General features: G+C 57.9%; 4 protein-coding genes. 1 reads left to right on the top strand and 3 read right to left on the bottom strand.

The window, feature by feature from the left end; translation table 11 throughout:
• Nucleotides 1–11: 11 nt before the first annotated feature.
• From AC2CF9_RS16905 to speA, 3 genes are all read right to left on the bottom strand, one after another.
• Nucleotides 12–14,609, bottom strand: coding sequence for an Ig-like domain-containing protein (locus AC2CF9_RS16905; RefSeq protein WP_484557523.1), 14,598 nt, complete (start codon nt 14,607–14,609; stop codon nt 12–14).
• Nucleotides 14,610–14,912: 303 nt separating this feature from the next.
• Complete coding sequence (locus AC2CF9_RS16910) at nt 14,913–15,602, bottom strand: EAL domain-containing protein (protein WP_150018518.1); 690 nt, start codon at nt 15,600–15,602, stop codon at nt 14,913–14,915.
• A 666-nt stretch (nt 15,603–16,268) separates the two neighbouring features.
• Nucleotides 16,269–18,248 carry a biosynthetic arginine decarboxylase gene (gene speA, locus AC2CF9_RS16915; RefSeq protein WP_039380074.1) on the bottom strand — a complete coding sequence of 660 codons (1,980 nt, stop codon included), beginning with the start codon at nt 18,246–18,248 and terminating at the stop codon, nt 16,269–16,271.
• A gap of 785 nt (nt 18,249–19,033) precedes the next feature.
• On the opposite strand from speA, the gene metK reads away from it, so the two are divergent.
• Complete coding sequence (gene metK, locus AC2CF9_RS16920; protein ID WP_071668584.1) at nt 19,034–20,185, top strand: methionine adenosyltransferase; 1,152 nt, start codon at nt 19,034–19,036, stop codon at nt 20,183–20,185.
• The last annotated feature ends 750 nt before the right edge of the window (nt 20,186–20,935 follow it).

The raw sequence follows: 20,935 nt of genomic DNA on the forward strand, positions 1-20,935 counted from the left end.
GTCACACACCACTATGCCGTGTGGTTTTGGTGCGGTTGCTGCAGCAGCTCCTCCAGTGACACGTTAACGCCTTCCAGCGTGATCAGCTGCGTAGTGCTGTAGCCCGTCCCGCTACCGTCACGATCGATTGAGAGCACGGTGCTGCCATCAGAAGTATGGTCCACTTTCACGAAATCATTAATATTACTTGTGGAATCATTCCAGCCAATCAGCAGTTCACTGATATCAATCTTGTCTCCCTGTGCGACGTTAAAGTCGGTCCAGGTGTCGTGACCGTTGCCGCCAGTGGCGTCAGCGCGATCCAGCAGATGGTAGACCAGCGTATCCGCGCCGGCGCCAGCGGTGATGGTGTCATCGTAGGCGCTGCTGGTCAGCGTATCGTTTCCGCCGGTACCGTTAATGGTCGGGTGCAGCTCAATGGTGAAGCTGTGGCTGGTCAGGGTGCCGTCCCGGCCCGCCAGGGTGTAACTGAATACCTCCTTATGCGTAATGTTCTGGACGTTAACATCCGCATTGAGTGAGTAGGTGTAGCTCCCGCTGGCGCTGACCTGCAGCACGCCGAACTCACCGGCTACCTGCGTCATACCGGCCGCTCCCACCGTGGTTTCTGCCCCCAGAGCATTAGTGATGGTTAAGGTTCCGCTGTGCGTACTGGCGCTGTCAGCCCAGATGCTGCCGCTCGCGTCATGCTCAGCGCTGCTGCTTTCCGCCAGCAGGCTGGTGGCGGCAAACAGCGTGGCCGCCGGACCGTTATGCAGCGTTACCGTCAGCGTGGCGGAGGTCACAGCACCATTGGCATCGCGCACCGAGTAGGTGAATGTGTCTGCCGCTGGCAGGGTATCGATGTTCAATCCCGCTTTCAGCGCATAGGTGTAGTTACCTCGCGCATCCAGGGTCAGCGTACCGTAGCTGCTGGTGATCACCGTATTACCCGTGCCGGCAACCGTTGCGCCGCCCGCCGTCGTGACCACCACGCCGGCCGGTACCGTACCGGCTATCGAACTGGTGTCGTTCGCCAGCAGATTACCGGTGACGGTGGCCGCCGTGGTTACCGCCAGCGTGGTGTAGTCTGACACCGTGCTGATGGTAGTAGTGGGCAGGAGGCCCACGCTCACATTGGAACCAATTACCACCGCATAGTTACCGGTGCCGAGGTTACTGTAGGTCACGTTGGCCCCGGTCTGGGTGCCCAGAGAAATCAACCCGGTGGAGAGATAGTTACCCCGCGTATTGATCAGCTGCCAGCTGCCATTCGCCTGCTGCTCATACAGGTAGAGGGAGTAGGTTGAGATCAGGCTAATACCGCCCACCGAGCCATTCAGCGTAATGGTGCGGGTGTCATCCGGACCGACGCTAAACACGAAGGCGTTGCCGTTAGACAGCACGCTGGCGTTCAGCACGTTACCCAGTCCGACGTTTGCCAGCGCAATATGGGAAACGCTGGTGGTGCCGTTGCTGATGGTCGCCTGCGTAGTGGTGTAATCCACCTCGTTGCTGTCGTTGGTCGCCACCACGCGAATCGCCCCGAGCACAGAGGTGCTGGCAGAGACGTTGCCAGCGCGGTCCGTCTGCACCACTGACAAAGTGGCCCCGGTGGTTTGCGGTGAGGTCAGCGTAATACTGAAGCTGCCGTTGGCCTGTACCACTCCGCTACCGATAGCGTTGCCGCCAGCATCTCGTATTGTGACAGTGGCATTTGCTTCACCGGTGCCGGTTAAGGTGGTGCCGGTTGCGTTAACCAGCAGCCCGCTCACCGCTGCCGGCGGCACGGTATCGACGTTCACCGTGGCGCTGGTGTTACCGGTACTGACGTTACCCGCCGTATCGGTCACCGTGGTGCTCAGCGGATGGGCACCGTTTGCCAGCGCGGCGGTGGTAAAGCTCCAGGTGCCGCCGCTGGTCACGGTAACCGAGCCGATCGCCGTTGAGCCGTCAAAAATGGTGACAATCGCCCCCGCTTCCGCCCTGCCGCTCAGGGTCGGCGTGGTATCACGCGTGAACGCGCCGTTAGCCAGCGTCACCGGCGTACCACTGGTGTCGTCGGTGATCGTCAGCGAACTGGCGGTCGGCAGCACCGTATCCACGGTCAGCGTAGTAGATACCTGCGGGCTGCTGTTGCCCGCGGCATCGGTCTGCACCACGTTCAGCGTGTGCAGACCATTGCTGAGCGTGCTGCTGATAAAGCTCCAGGTACCGTTCGCACCGACGGTGGTGGTACCCAGCGGCTGCGTGCCATCGTAAACGGTGATGCGTGCACCCGCCTCACCGTTACCGGAGAGCAGCGGCGTGCTGTCATTGGTAAAGCCGTTGTTCGGAATGGTGACGGCGGTACTGCCGTTGTTGTTGAACGCCGCCAGGCTGGTTACCGCTGCCGGGGCGACGGTGTCAATCACCACTGTCGCCGCCGTGCTGCCGCTGACATTACCCGCTAAATCCGTAACGGTCACCGTAAGCGGATGCGGACCATTGTTCAGCGCCGTCAGCGGTGTAAAGCTCCAGCTGCCATCCGCTTGCACAATCGCTGTACCCAGTAACTGCCCGTTATCCTGGATGGTCACGCGCGCGCCGGCTTCCGCAGCGCTCACCGTACCGCGCAGCGTTGGCGTGGTGTCGTTGGTAGAACCGCCGTTCGCCACTGTCGCCCCGGTGGCGTCATTAATGATGGTCAGGGTGGAGTTGGCTGGCGCCACGGTATCCACCGTTACGTTGATCACATCCGAACGCGGCCCGACGTTACCGGCGCTGTCCGTCACGGTAACGCTCAGCGCATGCGCACTGTTGCTCAGGGTAGGTGAGATAAAGCTCCACGCCCCCTGCGCATTAGCAATCGCCGTACCCAGCACCGTGTTGCCATCGTAGACCGTCACCCTGCCGTTCGCTTCTGCCGTACCACTCAGCGTTGGCGTGTTGTCATTGGTGATACCGTTATTAGCAACCGGCGCTCCCGTCACATCGTTGGTAAGCCGCAGTTCGGTCGCCGCCAGCGGCGCTGCGGTATCAATGGTCAGGCTGATGGCCGCGTTTGGACCGGTGTTGCCTGCCGCATCCGTTGCCGTGACGTTGAAGGTATGCAATCCGTCCGTACGCTCGCTGGTGACAAAACTCCAGCTGCCGTTGCTGCCTGCTGTGACCGAACCCAGAACCACATCACCATCGCGAATCGTGACCACGCTGCCGGCTTCTGCAGTCCCGCTCAGACGCGGCGTGTTGTCGTTGGTGACGCCACCCGCCGCAATCGCTACCGGCGTACTGCCGTTGTTATTGGCGGCAGCAAGCCCGGTGACCGCAGGCGGTGGCGTCACATCGATCACCACGCTGCTGCTGGTGGTGCCGCTGACGTTGCCTGCCGCATCCGTCACCGTAACGTTGAGCGTTACCGTGCCTTCACCCAGTGCCGTGGCCGGGGTAAAGGTCCAGTTGCCCGTTGCATCGGCAATCGCCGTACCCAGCAGGGCGTCGCCGTTGCGCAGTGTAATGGTGCTGTTGGCTTCGGCACTGCCGCTCAGGGTTGGCGTGCTGTCGTTAGTCACGCCACCGTTCGGGATCACCGTACCGTTACCGTCGTTGGTCACGACCAGCGTTGAAGTGCCTGGTGCGACCGTATCCACAATCACCGTCACCGGCGCAGTGCGTGCTCCGACGTTACCGGCCGCATCCGTTACCGTCACGCTCAGGCTATGCGCACCGTTCGCCAGCGTCGGCGAGGCGAAGATCCAGCCACCGTTGCCATCGACTGTTGCCGTCCCGAGCAGGGTATTGCCATCGTAAACGCTGACCGTAGTGTTGGCCTCCGCGCTACCGCGCAGCGTCGGCGTGGCGTCATTGGTGGCACCACCGGCTGGAATGCTCACGCCCGTGATGTCGTTCTGCACCACCACATTGGTGGCGATAGCCGGTGGTGTCGCGTCCACATTCAGCGTAAACGTTGCTGGTGTGCTGGTATTTCCTGCGGCATCTCTGGCCACCACACTGAAGGTGTGCTGACCATCGGACAAGGTATTGGTGGTAAAGCCCCAGGTGCCATTCGCCGCCGCAATAACCGAACCAATCGGCGACCCGTTTTCGCTAATGGTCACCAGCGTGCCCGCTTCTGCCGTGCCGCTCAGGCGCGGCGTATTGTCATTGGTGAGTCCACCTGCGGCGATCGCAACCGGCACGCTGCTGTTGTCGTTGCTGGCTGTAATGGTGACCGCAGCCGGTGCCACCGTATCAACATTGACAACGGCGCTGGTGATACCGCTGACGTTGCCCGCCGCATCGGTCACGGTCACCCTGATAGTATGCGCACCTTCGCTTAACGCGGCCGCTGGCGTGTAGTTCCATGCCCCGTTTTGCGGCACGATTAGCGTAGTGAGCGGTGTATTGTTATTGGTGATAGTGATAGTGCTGCCCGCTTCCGCCGTACCACTCAGCGTCGGCGTGCTGTCGGAGGAGAATCCGCCGTTGGGCACGGTTTGTGCCGTGTCGTCGTTAGTGATCACCAGCGTTGAGGCATTTGGCGCGATGGTATCGACCGTGAAGTCCACCGCTGCAGTACGCGGGCTTTCATTACCAGCCACATCGGTGACCGAGACGCTCAGCGCATGCAGGCCCTGACTCAGGATTGGCGTGGTGAAGCTCCAGTCACCATCACCGCTGGCAACCGCTGAACCGATGGCGATATTGCCATCGTATACGGTGACAACGCCGCCAGGTTCAGCGCTGCCGGTCAGAACCGGCGTGCTGTCGTTGATGGTGGAACCGGCGGTGATCGCTACCGGCGTGCCGCCGCTGTCGTTGCTGATAACCAAATCATCGACCACAGCAGGTACAACGGTATCTACCGTAATGTTGATGGTGTCCGAAGGCTCACCGATTACACCACCCGGATTCTGTGCAGTGACGTACCAGGCATACACGCCGTCCGCTAACGCCGTTGGGGTATAACTCCACTGCCCGTTCGCGCCCACCGTAAAGCTGGCGATGACCGTATCATCCGCGTCGTTGTAGATGCGAATAATCTCACCCGCCGTCGCCGCGCCGCTTAGCGTTGGCGTGTTGTCTTTGGTCACTGCGCCGTCTACCAGCGTCACCGGTGTGGTGCCGCTGCTGTCAGTGATCTGCAGCGAAGAGGTCGCCGGTGGCAGCTCCGCCTGCACGTTAACATCGAATGGCGCGGAAGGCGCACTGACGTTGCCCGCCGCATCCGTGACGGTCACGGTAAAGGTATGCACCCTGTTACTCAGCGCTTCGGTGGTAAAGGTCCAGCTGCCGTCCGTGCCCGCTGTTGCCGTACCCAGCAGCACGGTGCCGTCATAAATTGACACCGTGCTGCCCGCTTCTGCCGTGCCACTCAGCGCAGGCGTATTGTCATCCGTGGCATCGCCATTGCCCAGCTCACCGGTGTTGCCCACATTATCCGTTACTGTGAAACCAGCCACCGCTGCCGGTGCGACGGTATCGATGTTAACGGTAATCGGGCCGGTCGGCTCACTGACGTTGCCTGCGGCATCCACCACCTGCACCGAGAAAGCATAGGTACCGTCATCCAGTGCGCTGGTTTCAAAGCGCCACACGCCACTGGCATCCGCCTGCGCCGAGCCAATCACCGTGTCGCCCTGCAGCAGATTAACGAGGGCACCGGCTGCTGCGGTACCGCGCAGCACCGGCGTGCTGTCGTTGGTAAAGCCGTTATTGCTGACCAGCTCAGGCGTGGTGCCATTATTGTCATAAATATCAAACGTCAGCACCGGATCGGGTGCAATCGTATTCACCGTCAGGCTGACATTCACCGGTTCACTGCTGTTGCCTGCCGCATCGCTGACAATGACCGACAGGTTGTAGTTGCCATTAGGAAGCGGATTGGTGTTCAGGCTCCAGCTGCCATCGTTACCCACCACGGCCGAGCCAACCAGCACGGTTCCGTTATAGACATTCACCGTGGCACCCGGCTCACCGGTCCCGCTCAGCAGCGGCGTGTTGTCATTGGTCGCGCCGCCATTAGCGATGGTGGACGGATTATCTGCATCGTTATCGTTCTGCACCAGCAGCCCGCTTACCGGCTGCGGTGGCGTCGCGTCCACCCGCAGGGTAAAGCTGGAGGATGGCGTACTGACGTTGCCCAGCGCATCGGTCACGGTCGCGGTCAGCGTATGCTCGCCGTCGGTCAGCGCCGGTGACGGGAAGCTCCATGTGCCGTCAGGGGTGGCGGTGGCTGAGCCCAGAACAACGTCGCCATCATAGATGATGACCAGACTATCCGGCTCGGCCTCACCGCTCAGCAGTGGCGTGTTGTCATTAGTGAATGTGCCATTCTGCACAATGACCGGATCGGGACCGTTATCATTGGTCACCACCAGCGTGGCCTGCGCCGGTGCCTGGCTATCGACGGTAAACGTGAGCGGTGCAGTCGCCGGACCGGTATTACCGGCGGCATCGGTGACCGTCACCGTCAGGCTATGCCCGGCGTTGGTTAAGGTCGGTACACTAAAGCTCCACTCTCCGTTATCACTGACAATCGCGGTGCCAATCGGCACCCCGTTATCCAGGATATTCACCCGGCTACCTGGCTCGGCGGTGCCGGCCAGCAGCGGCGTGTTGTCGCTGGTGATTGAGCCAGAGGTAATCGGTACGGTTGTGGTGCCATTGTCATTCGACAAGGTGAGATCGGCCGCCTGCACAGGTGGCGTGGCGTCGATAGCCAGCTGCGCCGTAACAGGTGCGCTCAGGTTACCGGCGGCATCACGTGCCGTGACCGTCAGAGTGTAGTTACCGTCGGTCAGCGGATTTTGTGGCGTGAAGCTCCAGCGACCACTGTCGCCAACGGTGACTGTACCCAGCTCACCGTTCTGGCTGGCAATAACGATCACGCTGCCCGGATCGCCTGTGCCGCTGAACAGCGGCGTGCTGTCATTGGTCAATCCACCGTTCGGAATGATGACCGGTTCGCCGCCGCTGTTATTGGCAATAGAAAGTTCCGTCACCGCTGATGGCGCTACGGTATCGACATTAAACGCGATAACGTTGCCCGGCTCACTGACGTTGCCCGCCGCGTCCGTAACGGTGACGCTCAGGTTATGCTGACCGTCGGTAAGAATGGGTGAGAAGCTCCAGGCACCCTCTTCATCTGCCGTTGCGGTGCCAATTGGCGTCTGCCCGTCATACACAGTAATGGTGCTGTTGGCCTCGGCCGTACCGCTCAGCAGCGGCGTGTTGTCACTGGTGCTGCTGCCGGAAACGATCGGCGTAGCCGGATCGGCATCGTTATTTACCAGCTGCAGATCCGCTGCCGCGTCAGGTGCCTCAGTGTCCACGGTAAACGTAATCGGCTCCGATCGCTCGCTGACGTTACCGGCAGCATCTGTCTCGGTGACTGACAGGCTGTGCGGTCCGTCGCTCAGCTCACCGGTGACAAACAGCCATGAGCCATCTGCGCCCACGGTCACCGTTCCCAGCGGCGTGGTGCTGTCACCGTCATAGATGGTGATGATGCTGCCCGCGGTGGCCGTGCCGGTCAGTTCCGGCGTCGCGTCGTTGGTCGAGCCGCCTGACGGTATGGCTACCAGCGTATTGCCTTCGTTATTACTTAGCGCTACGTCTAGCGGCGCATCCGGCGCGGTGAGATCGATAGTAAAGTTATAAGGCGCGGATTCAGGTCCGACGTTACCGGCCGGGTCGGTGACACTGGCGGTCAGGCTGTGTGAGCCCGCTTCCAGCGCCGTTTCAGGCGCGACGCTCCAGCTGCCATTAGCGCCGACGGTAGCAGAACCGATGATGACGCCATTATCCCGCACGATCACCAGACTATTCGGTTCGGCGCTGCCGCTTAACACCGGCGTGGTGTCATTAGTCGCGCCGCCGGCAGCCACCGGTATGGCAGGATCGGCCTCATCGTTTGACAACTGCAGGCCGGCAGGTTCGGCAGGCGCTTCGGTATCCACCGTGAAATCGATGGCGGCAGAAGGCTCGCTGACATTACCTGCCGGACTGGTTACCGTCGTCGTCAGGCTGTGATCGCCCTCACTCAGCGCCGGAATCGGGAAGGTCCATGCACCGCTGCTGTCCACCAGCACAGTCCCCAGCACGGTGTCACCGTCCAGGATAGTCACGGTGCTGCCTTCCTGTGCGGTGCCGCTCAGGACTGGCGTGGTGTCATTGGTCGCGCCGCCGCTGGTCACCGGCTGGTTCGCGGTGCCGTTATCGCTAATGAGTTCCACACCACCTGCCGCTGGCGGTGTGGTCAGGTCGATAGTGAAGTTGATAGCCGTTGACGCCGGTCCGCTGTTGCCCGCGGCATCGGTCACCACGGTCGTCAGGCTATGCGCGCCCGCTTCCAGTGCCGGCTCAGGCGTAAAGGTCCAGCGACCGTCTGCATCGACCTGTGCCGTTCCAGCCAATTCATCGTTATCGTAGATAGCGACCGTGCTACCGGGTTCCGCGCTGCCGCTTAACTGTGGCGTTACGTCGTTAGTCACGCCATTGATCGGCAGTGGCGTGGTGCCATTATCATTCGTTAGCTGCAGATCGTTTGCGACTGCCGGAGCGGTAACGTCAACGTTAACCACGACTGGCTCAGAAGGAGGGCTGGTGTTGCCCGCAGGACTGGTCACGGTAGCAGTCAGGCTATGGCTGCCCTCACTGAGCCCGATCGGCGGCGTAAAGGTCCAGGTGCCAGTGTCGCCCACGCTGACCGTGCCGAGTTCAGTGGTGCCATCAAACACTGCGATCGTACTGCCTGCTGGCGCGCTGCCGCTAATCGCTGGCGTGGTGTCATTGGTAAAGCCACCTGCAGCAATCGGTACCGGCGCGGTGCCGCTATCGTTGCTCAGCGTGACCGCTGCCGGTGCCTCTGGCAAGGTAAGATCGATGTTGATCGGTAGCGCTGCTGACGGCTCGCTGCTGTTACCGGCCGCATCCGTCACCGTGACCACCAGATTATGATCGCCCGGAGAGAGTGCTGGTGAGGTAAAGCTCCAGCGGCCATCGTTACCGACCACTGCGCTACCCAGCGTGTTGTTGCCGTCGCTGATCGTCACCGTACTGCCAGGTTCGGCGCGTCCGCTAATCACCGGCGTGGTATCGTTGGTAACGCCGTTATTGATCGCGACTGGCGTGCCGCTCTGATCGGTGCTGATCAGCAGATCGCTGGCAACCGCCGGCGGCGTGGTATCAATAGTTATCACCAGCGGCGCTGATGCCGGGCCGGTATTCCCGGCAGGATCGGTTACGGTAGTGGTCAGGCTGTGATCGCCTTCGTTCAGCGCATTGTCCGGCGTAAAGCTCCAGTTACCGTCGCTGGCGACAATCGCCGTTCCCAGCTCATTCGTGCCATCTGAAACGGTGATAGTGCTGCCCGGCTCAGCGGTGCCGCTCAGCACCGGCTGCGTCACGTTGGTCACGCCACCGGCGCTAATCACATCGCCATCGCCGTTACTCAGCTGCAAGCCACCGGCTGCCGCTGGCGGCACGGTGTCAACAATCACCACCACTGGCGCAGATGGCGTGCTGATGTTGCCTGCCGCGTCACTTTGCGTCGTGATCAGGCTGTGGTTGCCCTCACTCAGCGCTGGCAGAGTAAAGCTCCAGTTGCCGGTATCATCCACCGTGACGCTGCCCAGCGGCGTGCTGCCATCAGAAATGGTCACAACGCTGCCCGCTTCCCCGCTGCCGCTTAATACCGGCGTGCGGGTGTTGGTGGTTTCACCCGACGGAATTTCTGTGCCCGCTCCGTTCTCCAGCACCAGGCCACCCGGTGCGCCCGGTGCAACGGTATCAATGGTGATAATGAGAGTGTTACTTTCCACCACGGTTCCGGCGCTATCGGTGTAGGTGGCGCGGAAGGCATAGGTGTTATCCTGCAGCGGATTCGGGGTAAAGGTCCAGAGGCCAGCACTGCCCGCAATGACGCTGCCAATCTCAACATCTCCGTTAAACAGCGTGACCAGCACACCCGCTTCAGCGCGACCGCTGAGCACTGGCGTGGTGTCCTGCGTGCTGTCGTTATTCGCCAGTACCACCAGCGTACTGCCGTTGTTATCAGCCACCACCAGCAGTTCACTGGTTGGCGGAATACCTGCATCCACCGTCAGGTTAAAGGCTGGCGATGCCGGGCCAACGTTACCGGCAGCATCGGTGACCGTGGTGGTGAGCGAATGCGCCCCGTTAGTCAGCGCAGCCGGGGTAAAGCTCCAGCTGCCGTCGTCACCTGCCGTTACTGTTCCCAGCAGCGTACTGCCATCGTAAATGCTGATGAGCGAACCGGCCTCTGCGGTGCCGCTTAGTACCGGAGTACTGTCAGCTGTGGTGGCACCGCTGCTCAGCGGAACACCAGTGCCACTGCTGTCATCGCTGACCAGCAAGTCGCTGATGACAGCAGGTGCAGTGGTATCAATGGTGAAGTTCAGCGCCGGCGTGGCCGGGCTGGCGTTGCCTGCGGCATCGGTGACCACCGTGCTCAGGCTATGACTGCCATCAGCCAGGGTTGGCAGCACAAAGCTCCAGCTACCGCTGGCGCCCACGGCCACGCTGCCCAGCAACGTGGTGCCATCCAGGATAGTAACAATGCTGCCCGCTTCCGCCTGACCGCTAAATAAGGGCGTGCTGTCATTAGTGGCGATGCTGTCGGTAATGGGTACCACCGTACTGCCCGCGTCATTGCTCAGCGTCAGCTCGCTGGCTGCTGCCGGCGCCACGGTATCGAGCGTGATGGAGAGCGCGGCGCTTTCAATGGTATTGCCGTTACCATCATCAAAGTTGGCGCGGAAGGTATGCACGCCATCCTGCAGGCTCTGCACCCGGTAGCTCCATTGACCATTAGCATCTGCAGTTACTGAGCCCAGTACCGTCGCGCCATCATACAGCGTCACCACGCTGTTTGCGCCAGCAAGACCGGTCAGCAGCGGCGTGCTATCGTTGGTAATATCACCGTTGTTTAATTGCTCCAGCGCGTTGCCGCTCTCGTCATATACTTCCAGCGACAGCGAAGCCTGCGGTGCGTCCGCGTTTATGGTCAGTGTAAAGTCAGAGCTCGCCGGACTCACGTTGCCTGCCACATCGGTGACGGTGACAGTGAGCGTATGCAGACCGTTACTCAGCGCTGGCGTCGTGAAGCTCCAGTTGCCGTTACTGTCTACGGCCACAATGCCCAGCAGTACCTCTCCGTCATACACGCTGACCTGACCATCAGGCTCTGCTGTACCGCTAAGGGTCGGGGTACGATCGTCAGTAGTATCGCCGGAGGTTAACGCGCCCTGCTGAGCGCCCACGTCGTCGCTGACCAGCAAATCAGCGATCGCCGCAGGCGGTACGGTATCGACGATGATGTTTATTGCAGGCGAGGCCGAACCGGTATTGCCTGCGGCGTCAGTTACGGTAGTAGTGAGACTGTGCGCGCCTTCGGTCAGCTCAGGCGTGGTGAAACGCCAGCTGCCATCAGCATTAACCGCTGCTGAACCCAGTATTGTATCGCCATCACTGATGGTCACTATGCTGCCAGGTTCTGCCGTTCCGCTGAGCAGCGGCGTGTTGTCATTGACGTTACCGTTAGCTGCGATCGGTACCTGCAGGCCACCGCTTTCACTACTGACGATAAGATCTGCCGCAGCGGCTGGCGGTGTAGTATCCACGCTAAAGTTAACCGGGACTGATGCCGGGCCACTATTGCCGGCAGCATCGGTGGCCGTCGCCGTCAGGCTGTGGTCACCCTCAGTCAGTACTGGCGTGGTGAAGCTCCAGCTGCCGTCTGCATTGACCGTAGCGCTACCCAGCACCGTGTCATTATCGCGCACGGTAATGATACTGTCGGGTTCCGCGCGGCCACTCAGCACTGGCGTGGTATCGTTTGTGGCTGTACCTGCGCCAATCGGTACTGCGGTTTCGCTCTGGTCATTGACAAGTTGCAGGCTGTCCGGCGCGGCAGGCACCGTACTATCGATGGTAATAGTGATGGTTGGCGTCTGCGAGATCGCCCCGTTATCGTTAATGCTGCCGTAGAAACTGTGCGGTCCATCATCCAGTGCGCCCACCTGATACACCCACTGCCCGTCTGCACCTGCGGTGACGCTGCCCAGTTCGGTCGTTCCGTCGAAGAGCGTAACGATGCTGCCCGGCGCCACAACGCCGCTCAGAATTGGCGTGTTATCGCGCGTGCTTGCACCATCAGCCAGAGTAACCAGCGTATTGCCTGAGTCGTCGGTGATCTGCAGCTCGCTGGTGGCCGGCGGCAGAGCAGCATCAACCGTAAAGTTAACGGCTGAAGACGCCTCGCTACGGTTGCCCGCTGCATCTGTGACGAAGGCGGTCAGGCTGTGTGCTCCGTTGCTCAGCGCTGGAGTGGTAAAGTTCCAGCTGCCATCCGGGTTCACAGCTGTGCTGCCCAGCAAGGTACCGCCGTCGTAGATCTGTACAATGCTGCCAGGCTCGGCCTGGCCGCTTAGTTCCGGCGAGCTGTCATCAATGGTTGCGCCGCCCGCTACCGGGCCAATTTCATCACCGACGCTGTCAGTCAGCACCAGCTGCGAGGCGGCCGCTGGCACAATGGTGTCCACTGCAAACTCAATCGGCTCAGAGGCCGGACCGGTATTGCCCGCCGTATCGGTCACGGTAGTGGTCAGGCTATGATCGCCTTCTTCCAGTGCCGGCACCGGAAAGCTCCAGCTGCCATCACTGCCCGCGGTGACGCTGCCGATAGCAGTTTCGCCATCATAGATAGTTACTGTGCTGCCCGGTTCCGCGCTGCCGCTCAGCACTGGTGAAGTATTATTGGTCGCGCCACCGCTGATGATTGGTTGCGGCGTGCTGCCGCTGTTGTTAATCAGCTGCACATCACCTGCAACAGCAGGCGGTGTGGTATCAATACCAAATTCAATTGGTGATGAAGCCGGGCCGGCATTACCGGCTGCGTCTGTAACCACGGTGGTCAGGCTATGATCGCCCTCACCCAGCGCAGGCGTAGTGAAACTCCACTCGCCGTTGTTGCCTGCAGTCACCGTTCCAAGCTCGATGTCACCATCGCGAATGGTCACGGTGCTGCCGGGTTCCGCTGTGCCGCTCAGGGTTGGCGTGGTGGTGTTGGTCACTCCGCCGGAAAGGATCGGCTCAGACGTAGTGCCCACGCCATCCGAGAGATTCAGATTGCCCGCACCTGCAGGTGGTACGGTATCAATGATGAGCGTAATGGCTGGGGTTTGCGTCACGTTACCGCTGGCATCCGTAACAGTGGCTGAGAACGTATAGCTGCCATCAACCAGTGAGTCCGGCGTAAAGCGCCACTGCCCATCCACACCCGCTACTACACTGCCTATTGGCGTTGTGCCGTTATACAGTGTGACAAGGCTGCCTGGCGTAGTTACGCCGGTGAGCGCGGGTGTCGAATCAGAGGTGCTGGTGCCATTTGGCAGCAATACCGCCGTTGCGCCACTGTCATCGTAAATTTCCAGCTCGGTAGTAGCGGGCGGCAAAGCGGTCTGTACAGTAATGTCATAAGGCGTGGAAGGTGCGCTGATATTGCCAGCCGCATCGGTCAGCGTCACGGTCAGGCTGTGGCTGCCGATACTCAGCTCTGGTGTGGTGAAGCTCCAGTTGCCGTTCGCCCCGACGACGGTGGTACCCAGCAGGGTCTGTCCGTCATAAACAGTGACGATGGTGCCCGCTTCGCCGCGACCGCTCAACACCGGTGTCCTGTCATCGGTAGCAGAACCCTCAGGAACGGGTGCAGGTGTACCGCTATTATCTGTGAGCGTTAATTCCGTAGCGGCAGCTGGCGGCAAGGTGTCAACGATAAATGTAATGCTACTACTGGCCGAACTGGTATTACCCGCAGCATCCGTGGCCGTGACGCTCAGGCTATGCTGGCCTTCGCCCAGCGTTGAGGTGGTGAAACTCCAGCTGCCATTTGCGCCTGCTGTCGTACTGCCAATCAGCGTCGTACCGTCGTAAATGCGGATAATCGCACCCGCTTCGGCGGTGCCGCTCAGCGTTGGCGTATTATCTGCGGTTGCTGTACCGTTAGTGATTGCACCCTGTTGATTGCCGGCATTGCTGATAATCTGCAGATCGGTTACGGCAGCCGGTGGCGTGTTATCGCCTCCACCGTTATCACCTCCGCCATTACCTCCGCCGTTATTGCCGCCACCTCCGCCAGGATTGTTGCCTCCGTTACCGGGATTGGTGCCGCCGCCGGAATTATCCGCATCATCGCCACCGCCGCCGCCGCCGCCGCCGCCGCCGCCGGTCGCAAACAGCGCCCCGATACCGGCCAGGGCCGCGCCACCGATACCGAAGGCGGCAATCGTGCCGTTATCCGTTACGTTTTCTGCCAGCAGACCTTCTGTACTGTCGATTGACACATACTGAAAGCCCTCTGTGCCGGGATCCTCAACCCACCAGAGCGCACCGCGGTCATCTTGCAGGACCAGATCGCTGTCGCCATTGGCGCTGTAAAAATCATGAATAACAAGTGTTTCACCTGATTTAGTTGTTACGACTAAATCGTTACCATTGCGTGTGAAAGCCTTAATGTCAGCCTGATTCAGGTTAAGTTTAACCACACTGGGTGCGGTCAGCGTAATCTGAGTACCGCTCACTTCGTTAGCAATCGTCCCACCTTTGGGCGTGATAGAGATATTGTTCATGTTATCGGGATCCCGCGCAGATATAAGTTTATGAGCGTTACTGGCACGCCCGGTATCATCAGATACCGCTTGCTATCGCAAGTAATTCAGGGAATTACTCACATCCTTCATCGGCTGCTCTTATTCCGGTAAAAGAGTAAGCGCAGCGCAGAATAGGTTTAATCGCGTATTCAGAAAGGACATCAGGCGTTATGCGGAATACAGAAGCGTTATTCATAGGTGATAATAAGCGAAGCAGGCACGCTTAATTTTCACCTGAAATCCCTTTCTGCGCAGACCATAATCGCAAAGCTGTGTGCTGAATTACGCAAATAAATCATCAAGATAAACACTCTGCCAGTGGTAACCCTGCATGCCATAAACAGGCTTATGCGCAAGCAGGTCCACATAGTGTTGATTTTCAACACCCTCAACAATGACGCCGCGGCATAATTGATTAAGGTGATTAAGCAGAATGTCAAAGGTGCGGTCTTCGCTGAATTGCCAGAAAAACGCTTTATCAATCTTGACGATCTCAAATATTCCGCTGTCAAGCATGGTCAGGCTTGAATAACCCGGACCAAAATTGTCAAGCCAGAGAGGAGCGGGCGTAATTTTTGCTACGCCTTTCAGGGTCAGCAGATCCTCGCTATTAAAACGCGAGGTAAAAAATGCAGAGATTTCGAGCCGCAATAATGCAACAGACGCCAGTTTTTTCTGAATGGTTTCATCTGCAAATATGCCGGCAACAATGTCTCTGTCTACGTTTACGCTAATAACCTGATTAAATCCCTGCTGGCTAAGCTGAATAATTTTTTCGACCTGGTGAAGGAATAGCTGCCACTTCTCATCGGCAGGAAGCAGAGAGAAAAAATGTTCTTCTCTGTCGGGATTGCATTGTGTGGTTATCGATTTTTTCTCTTTAAATCGTGTCAGCAGCTCCCACGAAGTTATCTCTCCGGTCAGACTGTGAACGGGTTCCAGCAAGAAAACCGGATTAAAACGCTCGGTCATGGCACCCTTCCTGAAGACGCTGCTGATAAAGCCCTAAAGATCAGACTTATTCATGTTATATAAAATAGAAACATCGACAAAATTTACTATAGCAACTGGAGATTAGCCTGCAATTTACATTTTGAAAAATAGTTTTCAGCTAAAAATGGTCCTGCAATGATAGCTAAAACCAATCATTTTCTGACAACCGTTCCGGTAATGCTCTATAACCGGCGCCCGGAGATAAGCCTGCGATCGTGCAAAGTGCGAGCATCAGCGCCTTATTCAGCCTTAAAATACTGATTTTAAGTCAAATTAATGTGAAAGCGCAGCATTGTTAATTTTTTATTTTAGTAATAACCGGCTATTTTTCAGGAAACCTGACATCAGTAAATGCGCCAGATGGATCATGACTAAAAACATCTCTTATTTATAAAAAACATAAATAAATTATGATTTAAGGATAAGCGAAACATAAGAAAATTTATTAATAAATAAGAAAAGGTAGAGTCAGGGTGAGCGATAATGGCAGAGGATATTGATTTTTAAGCCAAACTGACTGGGTAGTCGCTACAGAAAAAAACGAAGAAGTAGCGCTCGCGCAAAATAGTGAATTACGTCACAAACCAGAAAAAAATTTTACAGCAATAAAAAAGGGCCCCGCAGGGCCCGATACGTTATTACTGATTATTCATCTTCAAGATAGGTATAGCCATAAAGGCCGCTTTCAAACTCGGCAAGGAACTGCGATCGCAGCTCTTCATCTATATCCTGCTGCTGCTTTACCTGATCGCGGAATAGCGTCATCAGATCGTCCGGATTCAGCTGCACATATTCCAGCATGTCCGCGACGGTATCCCCTTCATCTGATAACTGCACTTCCACGCTGCCATCCTGGAAAGCAAACACATCTACTGCTTCAGTGTCGCCAAATAGATTATGCATGTTGCCGAGGATCTCCTGATAAGCGCCCACCATAAAGAAGCCCAGCATCGGCGGATTATCCACGTCATATTCAGGCATCGGCATAGTGGTTGCGATTCCGTCACCGTCAACGTAATGGTCGATTGTCCCGTCGGAATCACAGGTAATATCCAGCAGCACAGCGCGACGCTGTGGCATCTTGTTCAGACCTTCCAGCGGCATAACCGGGAAGAGCTGATCGATACCCCAGGCATCCGGCATCGACTGAAACAGAGAGAAATTAACGTAGATTTTATCTGCCATACGCTCCTGCAGCTCATCGATAATCGGGCGGTGTGCACGATTGCTCGGATCCAGATGCTGCTGGATGTAGTGACAAATGCTCAGATAAAGCTGTTCGGCCCACGCGCGCTGTCCCAGATCGTAGGTGCCGGATGAGTAGCCGGTATGGATATCAAACAGGTCCATCTGGCTGTCATGCAGCCATTCACGCAGCGAGCGGCGCACGTTGGGCTCATGCATCTCCTGCCAGGTGTCCCACAGGCTCTGAATCGGGCGCGGTGCATCCGTATCAGGCGCGACCGGCGTGCTGAATTCATTACGCTCTACGCCGATGATGTTAGAGACCAGCACGGTGTGGTGTGCCGTTACGGCGCGGCCTGACTCGGTGATCACCGTAGGATGTTCAAGGCCATGCTCTTCACAGGCGTCGCCAATTGCCCAGATAACATTATTGGCATACTCATTCAGGCCATAGTTTACCGAGCAGTCAGACTGGGAGCGGGTTCCTTCATAGTCCACCCCCAGACCGCCACCGACGTCAAAGCATTTAATGTTGACGCCAAGTTTTGCCAGCTCAACATAGAAGCGGGCAGATTCGCGCACGCCAGTCGCGATATCGCGGATATTCGCCATCTGCGAACCGAGATGGAAGTGCAGCAGCTGCAGGCTGTCAAGCCGGCCAGCTTTGCGCATGATATCCACCAGCTGCAGTACCTGTGACGCCGCCAGGCCAAACTTCGATTTTTCACCACCGCTTGACTGCCACTTACCCGAGCCCTGCGAGGCAAGGCGCGCGCGGATGCCGAGACGCGGTACCACATTCAGACGCTCCGCCTCTTCCAGAACCAGACGGACCTCAGTCATCTTTTCCAGCACCAGATAAACTTTATGGCCGAGCTTTTCACCGATCAGCGCCAGCCGGATATATTCACGATCTTTGTAGCCATTACAGACGATAACGGTCCGCGTTTTGCCCGCGTGCGCCAGTACCGCCATCAGCTCTGCTTTTGAGCCCGCTTCAAGGCCCAGCGGTTCACCCGAGTTAACCAGCGATTCAATGACGCGCTTGTGCTGATTGACCTTGATTGGATAAACCAGGAAGTAGTCGCCTTTATAACCATAGGATTCGCGCGCGCGCTTGAACGCCGCATTGATGGAGCGCAGGCGATGCTGCAGGATCTGCGGGAAACAGAACAGCGCCGGCAGACGCTGACCGTCAGCCTCGCGCTCTTTGACCAGCTTTGCCAGGTCAACCCGCACCTCGGGCCGATCGGGATCCGGACACACGCTGATATGGCCCAGCTCGTTTACGTCGTAATAGTTGTTGCCCCACCAGGCGATGTTATAGGTGCGCAGCATACGGCTCGCTTCCTGATCGCTTATCGCCACCTCCTGCATTGAGCGGAGGACACCCTGTTCGCCAGCTGACGAACCCTTGATATTCTTCATGTCGTCAGACATCGCGAACCTCAGTTTTCTGTTGAAATAGTAGAGAGTTATCAGGTACTGCTGGTGCGTTTGCGGCTAAAAACTTATTCATGCTGCGTGTCCCGCCTCATCAGGTTACCCCGGGTGTTACTGCCAGTAAGTGTAAAACATCGCGCTGCAGTCAGTGGAAATCCGATCGGATTTGGCACGGCTGCGGGTGTCAATCACGCGCCTGTGCTGATGCCGGACTTTAGCCGCAGTTTAATGGCTATGCATGTCGTCATGATTGCACGGCGGCAAACATCGACAGAAAGAACAGGAAGAGTGAACAGCAGAAAGAGAGGCCAGCGCGCCTGACATGCGCTGTGAACCAGAGAGCAGATGGGAACGGTTCATTACTTTACTCACCTCCAGCGCCTGCGGGCAGCATGCGGAAACGGAGCGGAAAAAAATCAGAGATGGTATCTGATCGTGCAACGCCTGACGGCGTCCTGGCATCAATAGCGGCGTTTTATACCGCCAGCCGGGTAAAATTGCAAAATCTTTGTCCCCGCCCTGCGCGCGCTGTCAGCAAAAGCTTCCAGTAAGCCGCTTTTTGAAACAAACCGAATCAGAAAAAGCTCTGGTAAAATGCACATCGGGTAACCTAAAATAGCCGTCCAGATGGTTTTCCATCTAAACTGAATAAGTTCCAGGCGGTGTGAGCCTGGCGTGCTGACACTCCCTGCTGCTCGTGGCTTTGCCTGAAGGGGCGCTAAGCAGGTTTTTCACTGGCGCTATGCAGTCGAATTCAACCCATTTCTAAGGTAAAGAACAGAATGGCTAAACACCTTTTTACATCTGAGTCCGTATCAGAAGGACATCCTGATAAGATCGCTGACCAAATTTCCGATGCCGTGCTGGATGCCATCCTCGAACAGGATCCGAAAGCGCGCGTGGCCTGCGAAACTTACGTCAAAACCGGTATGGTACTGGTGGGCGGTGAAATCACCACCAGCGCCTGGGTCGATATTGAAGAGATCACCCGCAATACCGTACGTGAGATCGGCTATGTTCATTCTGATATGGGCTTTGATGCCAACTCCTGCGCCGTACTGAGCGCCATTGGCAAACAGTCACCTGATATTAATCAGGGCGTAGATCGCACCGATCCGCTGGAGCAGGGTGCAGGCGATCAGGGTCTGATGTTTGGTTATGCAACCAACGAAACGGATGTGCTGATGCCCGCACCGGTTACCTATGCGCACCGTCTGGTGCAGCGTCAGGCAGAAGTGCGTAAAAATGGCACGCTGTCATGGCTGCGCCCGGACGCTAAAAGCCAGATCACCTTCCAGTATGATGGTGGCAAAATTGTCGGTATCGACGCTGTCGTGCTCTCAACCCAGCATTCAGAAGAGGTTTCTCAGGCCGATCTGCGTGAAGCGGTGATGGAAGAGATCATTAAGCCGGTGCTGCCTGCTGAGTGGATCAACGCCAGCACTAAATACCATATCAATCCGACCGGTCGCTTTGTGATTGGCGGCCCGATGGGTGACTGTGGCCTGACCGGCCGTAAAATTATCGTTGATACCTACGGCGGTATGGCTCGTCACGGTGGCGGTGCTTTCTCCGGTAAGGATCCGTCAAAAGTTGACCGCTCTGCAGCCTATGCAGCGCGCTACGTGGCAAAAAATATTGTTGCTGCCGGCCTGGCCGATCGCTGCGAGATTCAGGTTTCCTACGCTATCGGCGTGGCAGAGCCAACGTCGATCATGGTAGAAACCTTTGGCACTGAGAAAGTGCCGACCGAACAGCTGACGCTGCTGGTTCGTGAATTCTTTGACCTGCGCCCTTACGGTCTGATTCAGATGATGGATCTGCTGAAACCTATCTATAAAGAGACCGCCGCCTACGGTCACTTTGGCCGCGAACACTTCCCGTGGGAGCAGACGGATAAAGCCGCCCTGCTGCGCGAAGCCGCTGGCCTGTAAGCGCAAAGTATTCTGTTTAGTAGCCCGCTCTGTGCGGGCTTTTTTATGCCTGAACATCCCCCGCCGCGCTGATTTCGTAAATCATCCGGGCCAGGGGCGCATTAATGCGCCCCCTACGTTCCGCGTCGTTGTAGGGGCGGCATTTATGCCGCCCTGGTTGCGTACATCATCCGGACCAGGGGCGCATTAATGCGCCCCCTGTGTGCCGCGCCATTGTAGGGGCGGCATTTATGCCGCCCTGGTTACGTACATCATCCGGACCAGGGGCGCATTAATGCGCCCCCTACGTACCGTGCCATTACAGGGGCGGCATTTATGCCGCCCTGGCTGCGTATATCGTCTGAACCAGGGGCGCATTAATGCGCCCCCTACGTACCGTGCCATTGTAGGGGCGGCATTTATGCCGCCCTGGTTGCGTACATCTTCCGGGCCAGGGGCGCATTAATGCGCCCCCTACGTTCCGTGCCATTACAGGGGCGGCATTTATGCCGCCCTGGCTGCGTACATCTTCCGCGCCAGGGGCGCATTAATGCGCCCCCTGCGTGCCGCGCCATTACAGGAGCGGCATTTATGCCGCCCTGGTTGCGTGGATCATCCAGACCAGGGGCGCATTAATGCGCCCCCTACGTTCCGCGTCGTTAATCGTTGTGGTTGCGTGGATGATAGGTATTCACAGGGGCGGCATTTATGCCGTCCTGGCTGCGTACATCTTCCGGGCCAGGGGCGCATTAATGCGCCCTCTGCGTGCCG

The sequence above is a fragment of the Pantoea sp. SYBGC1 genome, from assembly GCF_057197005.1.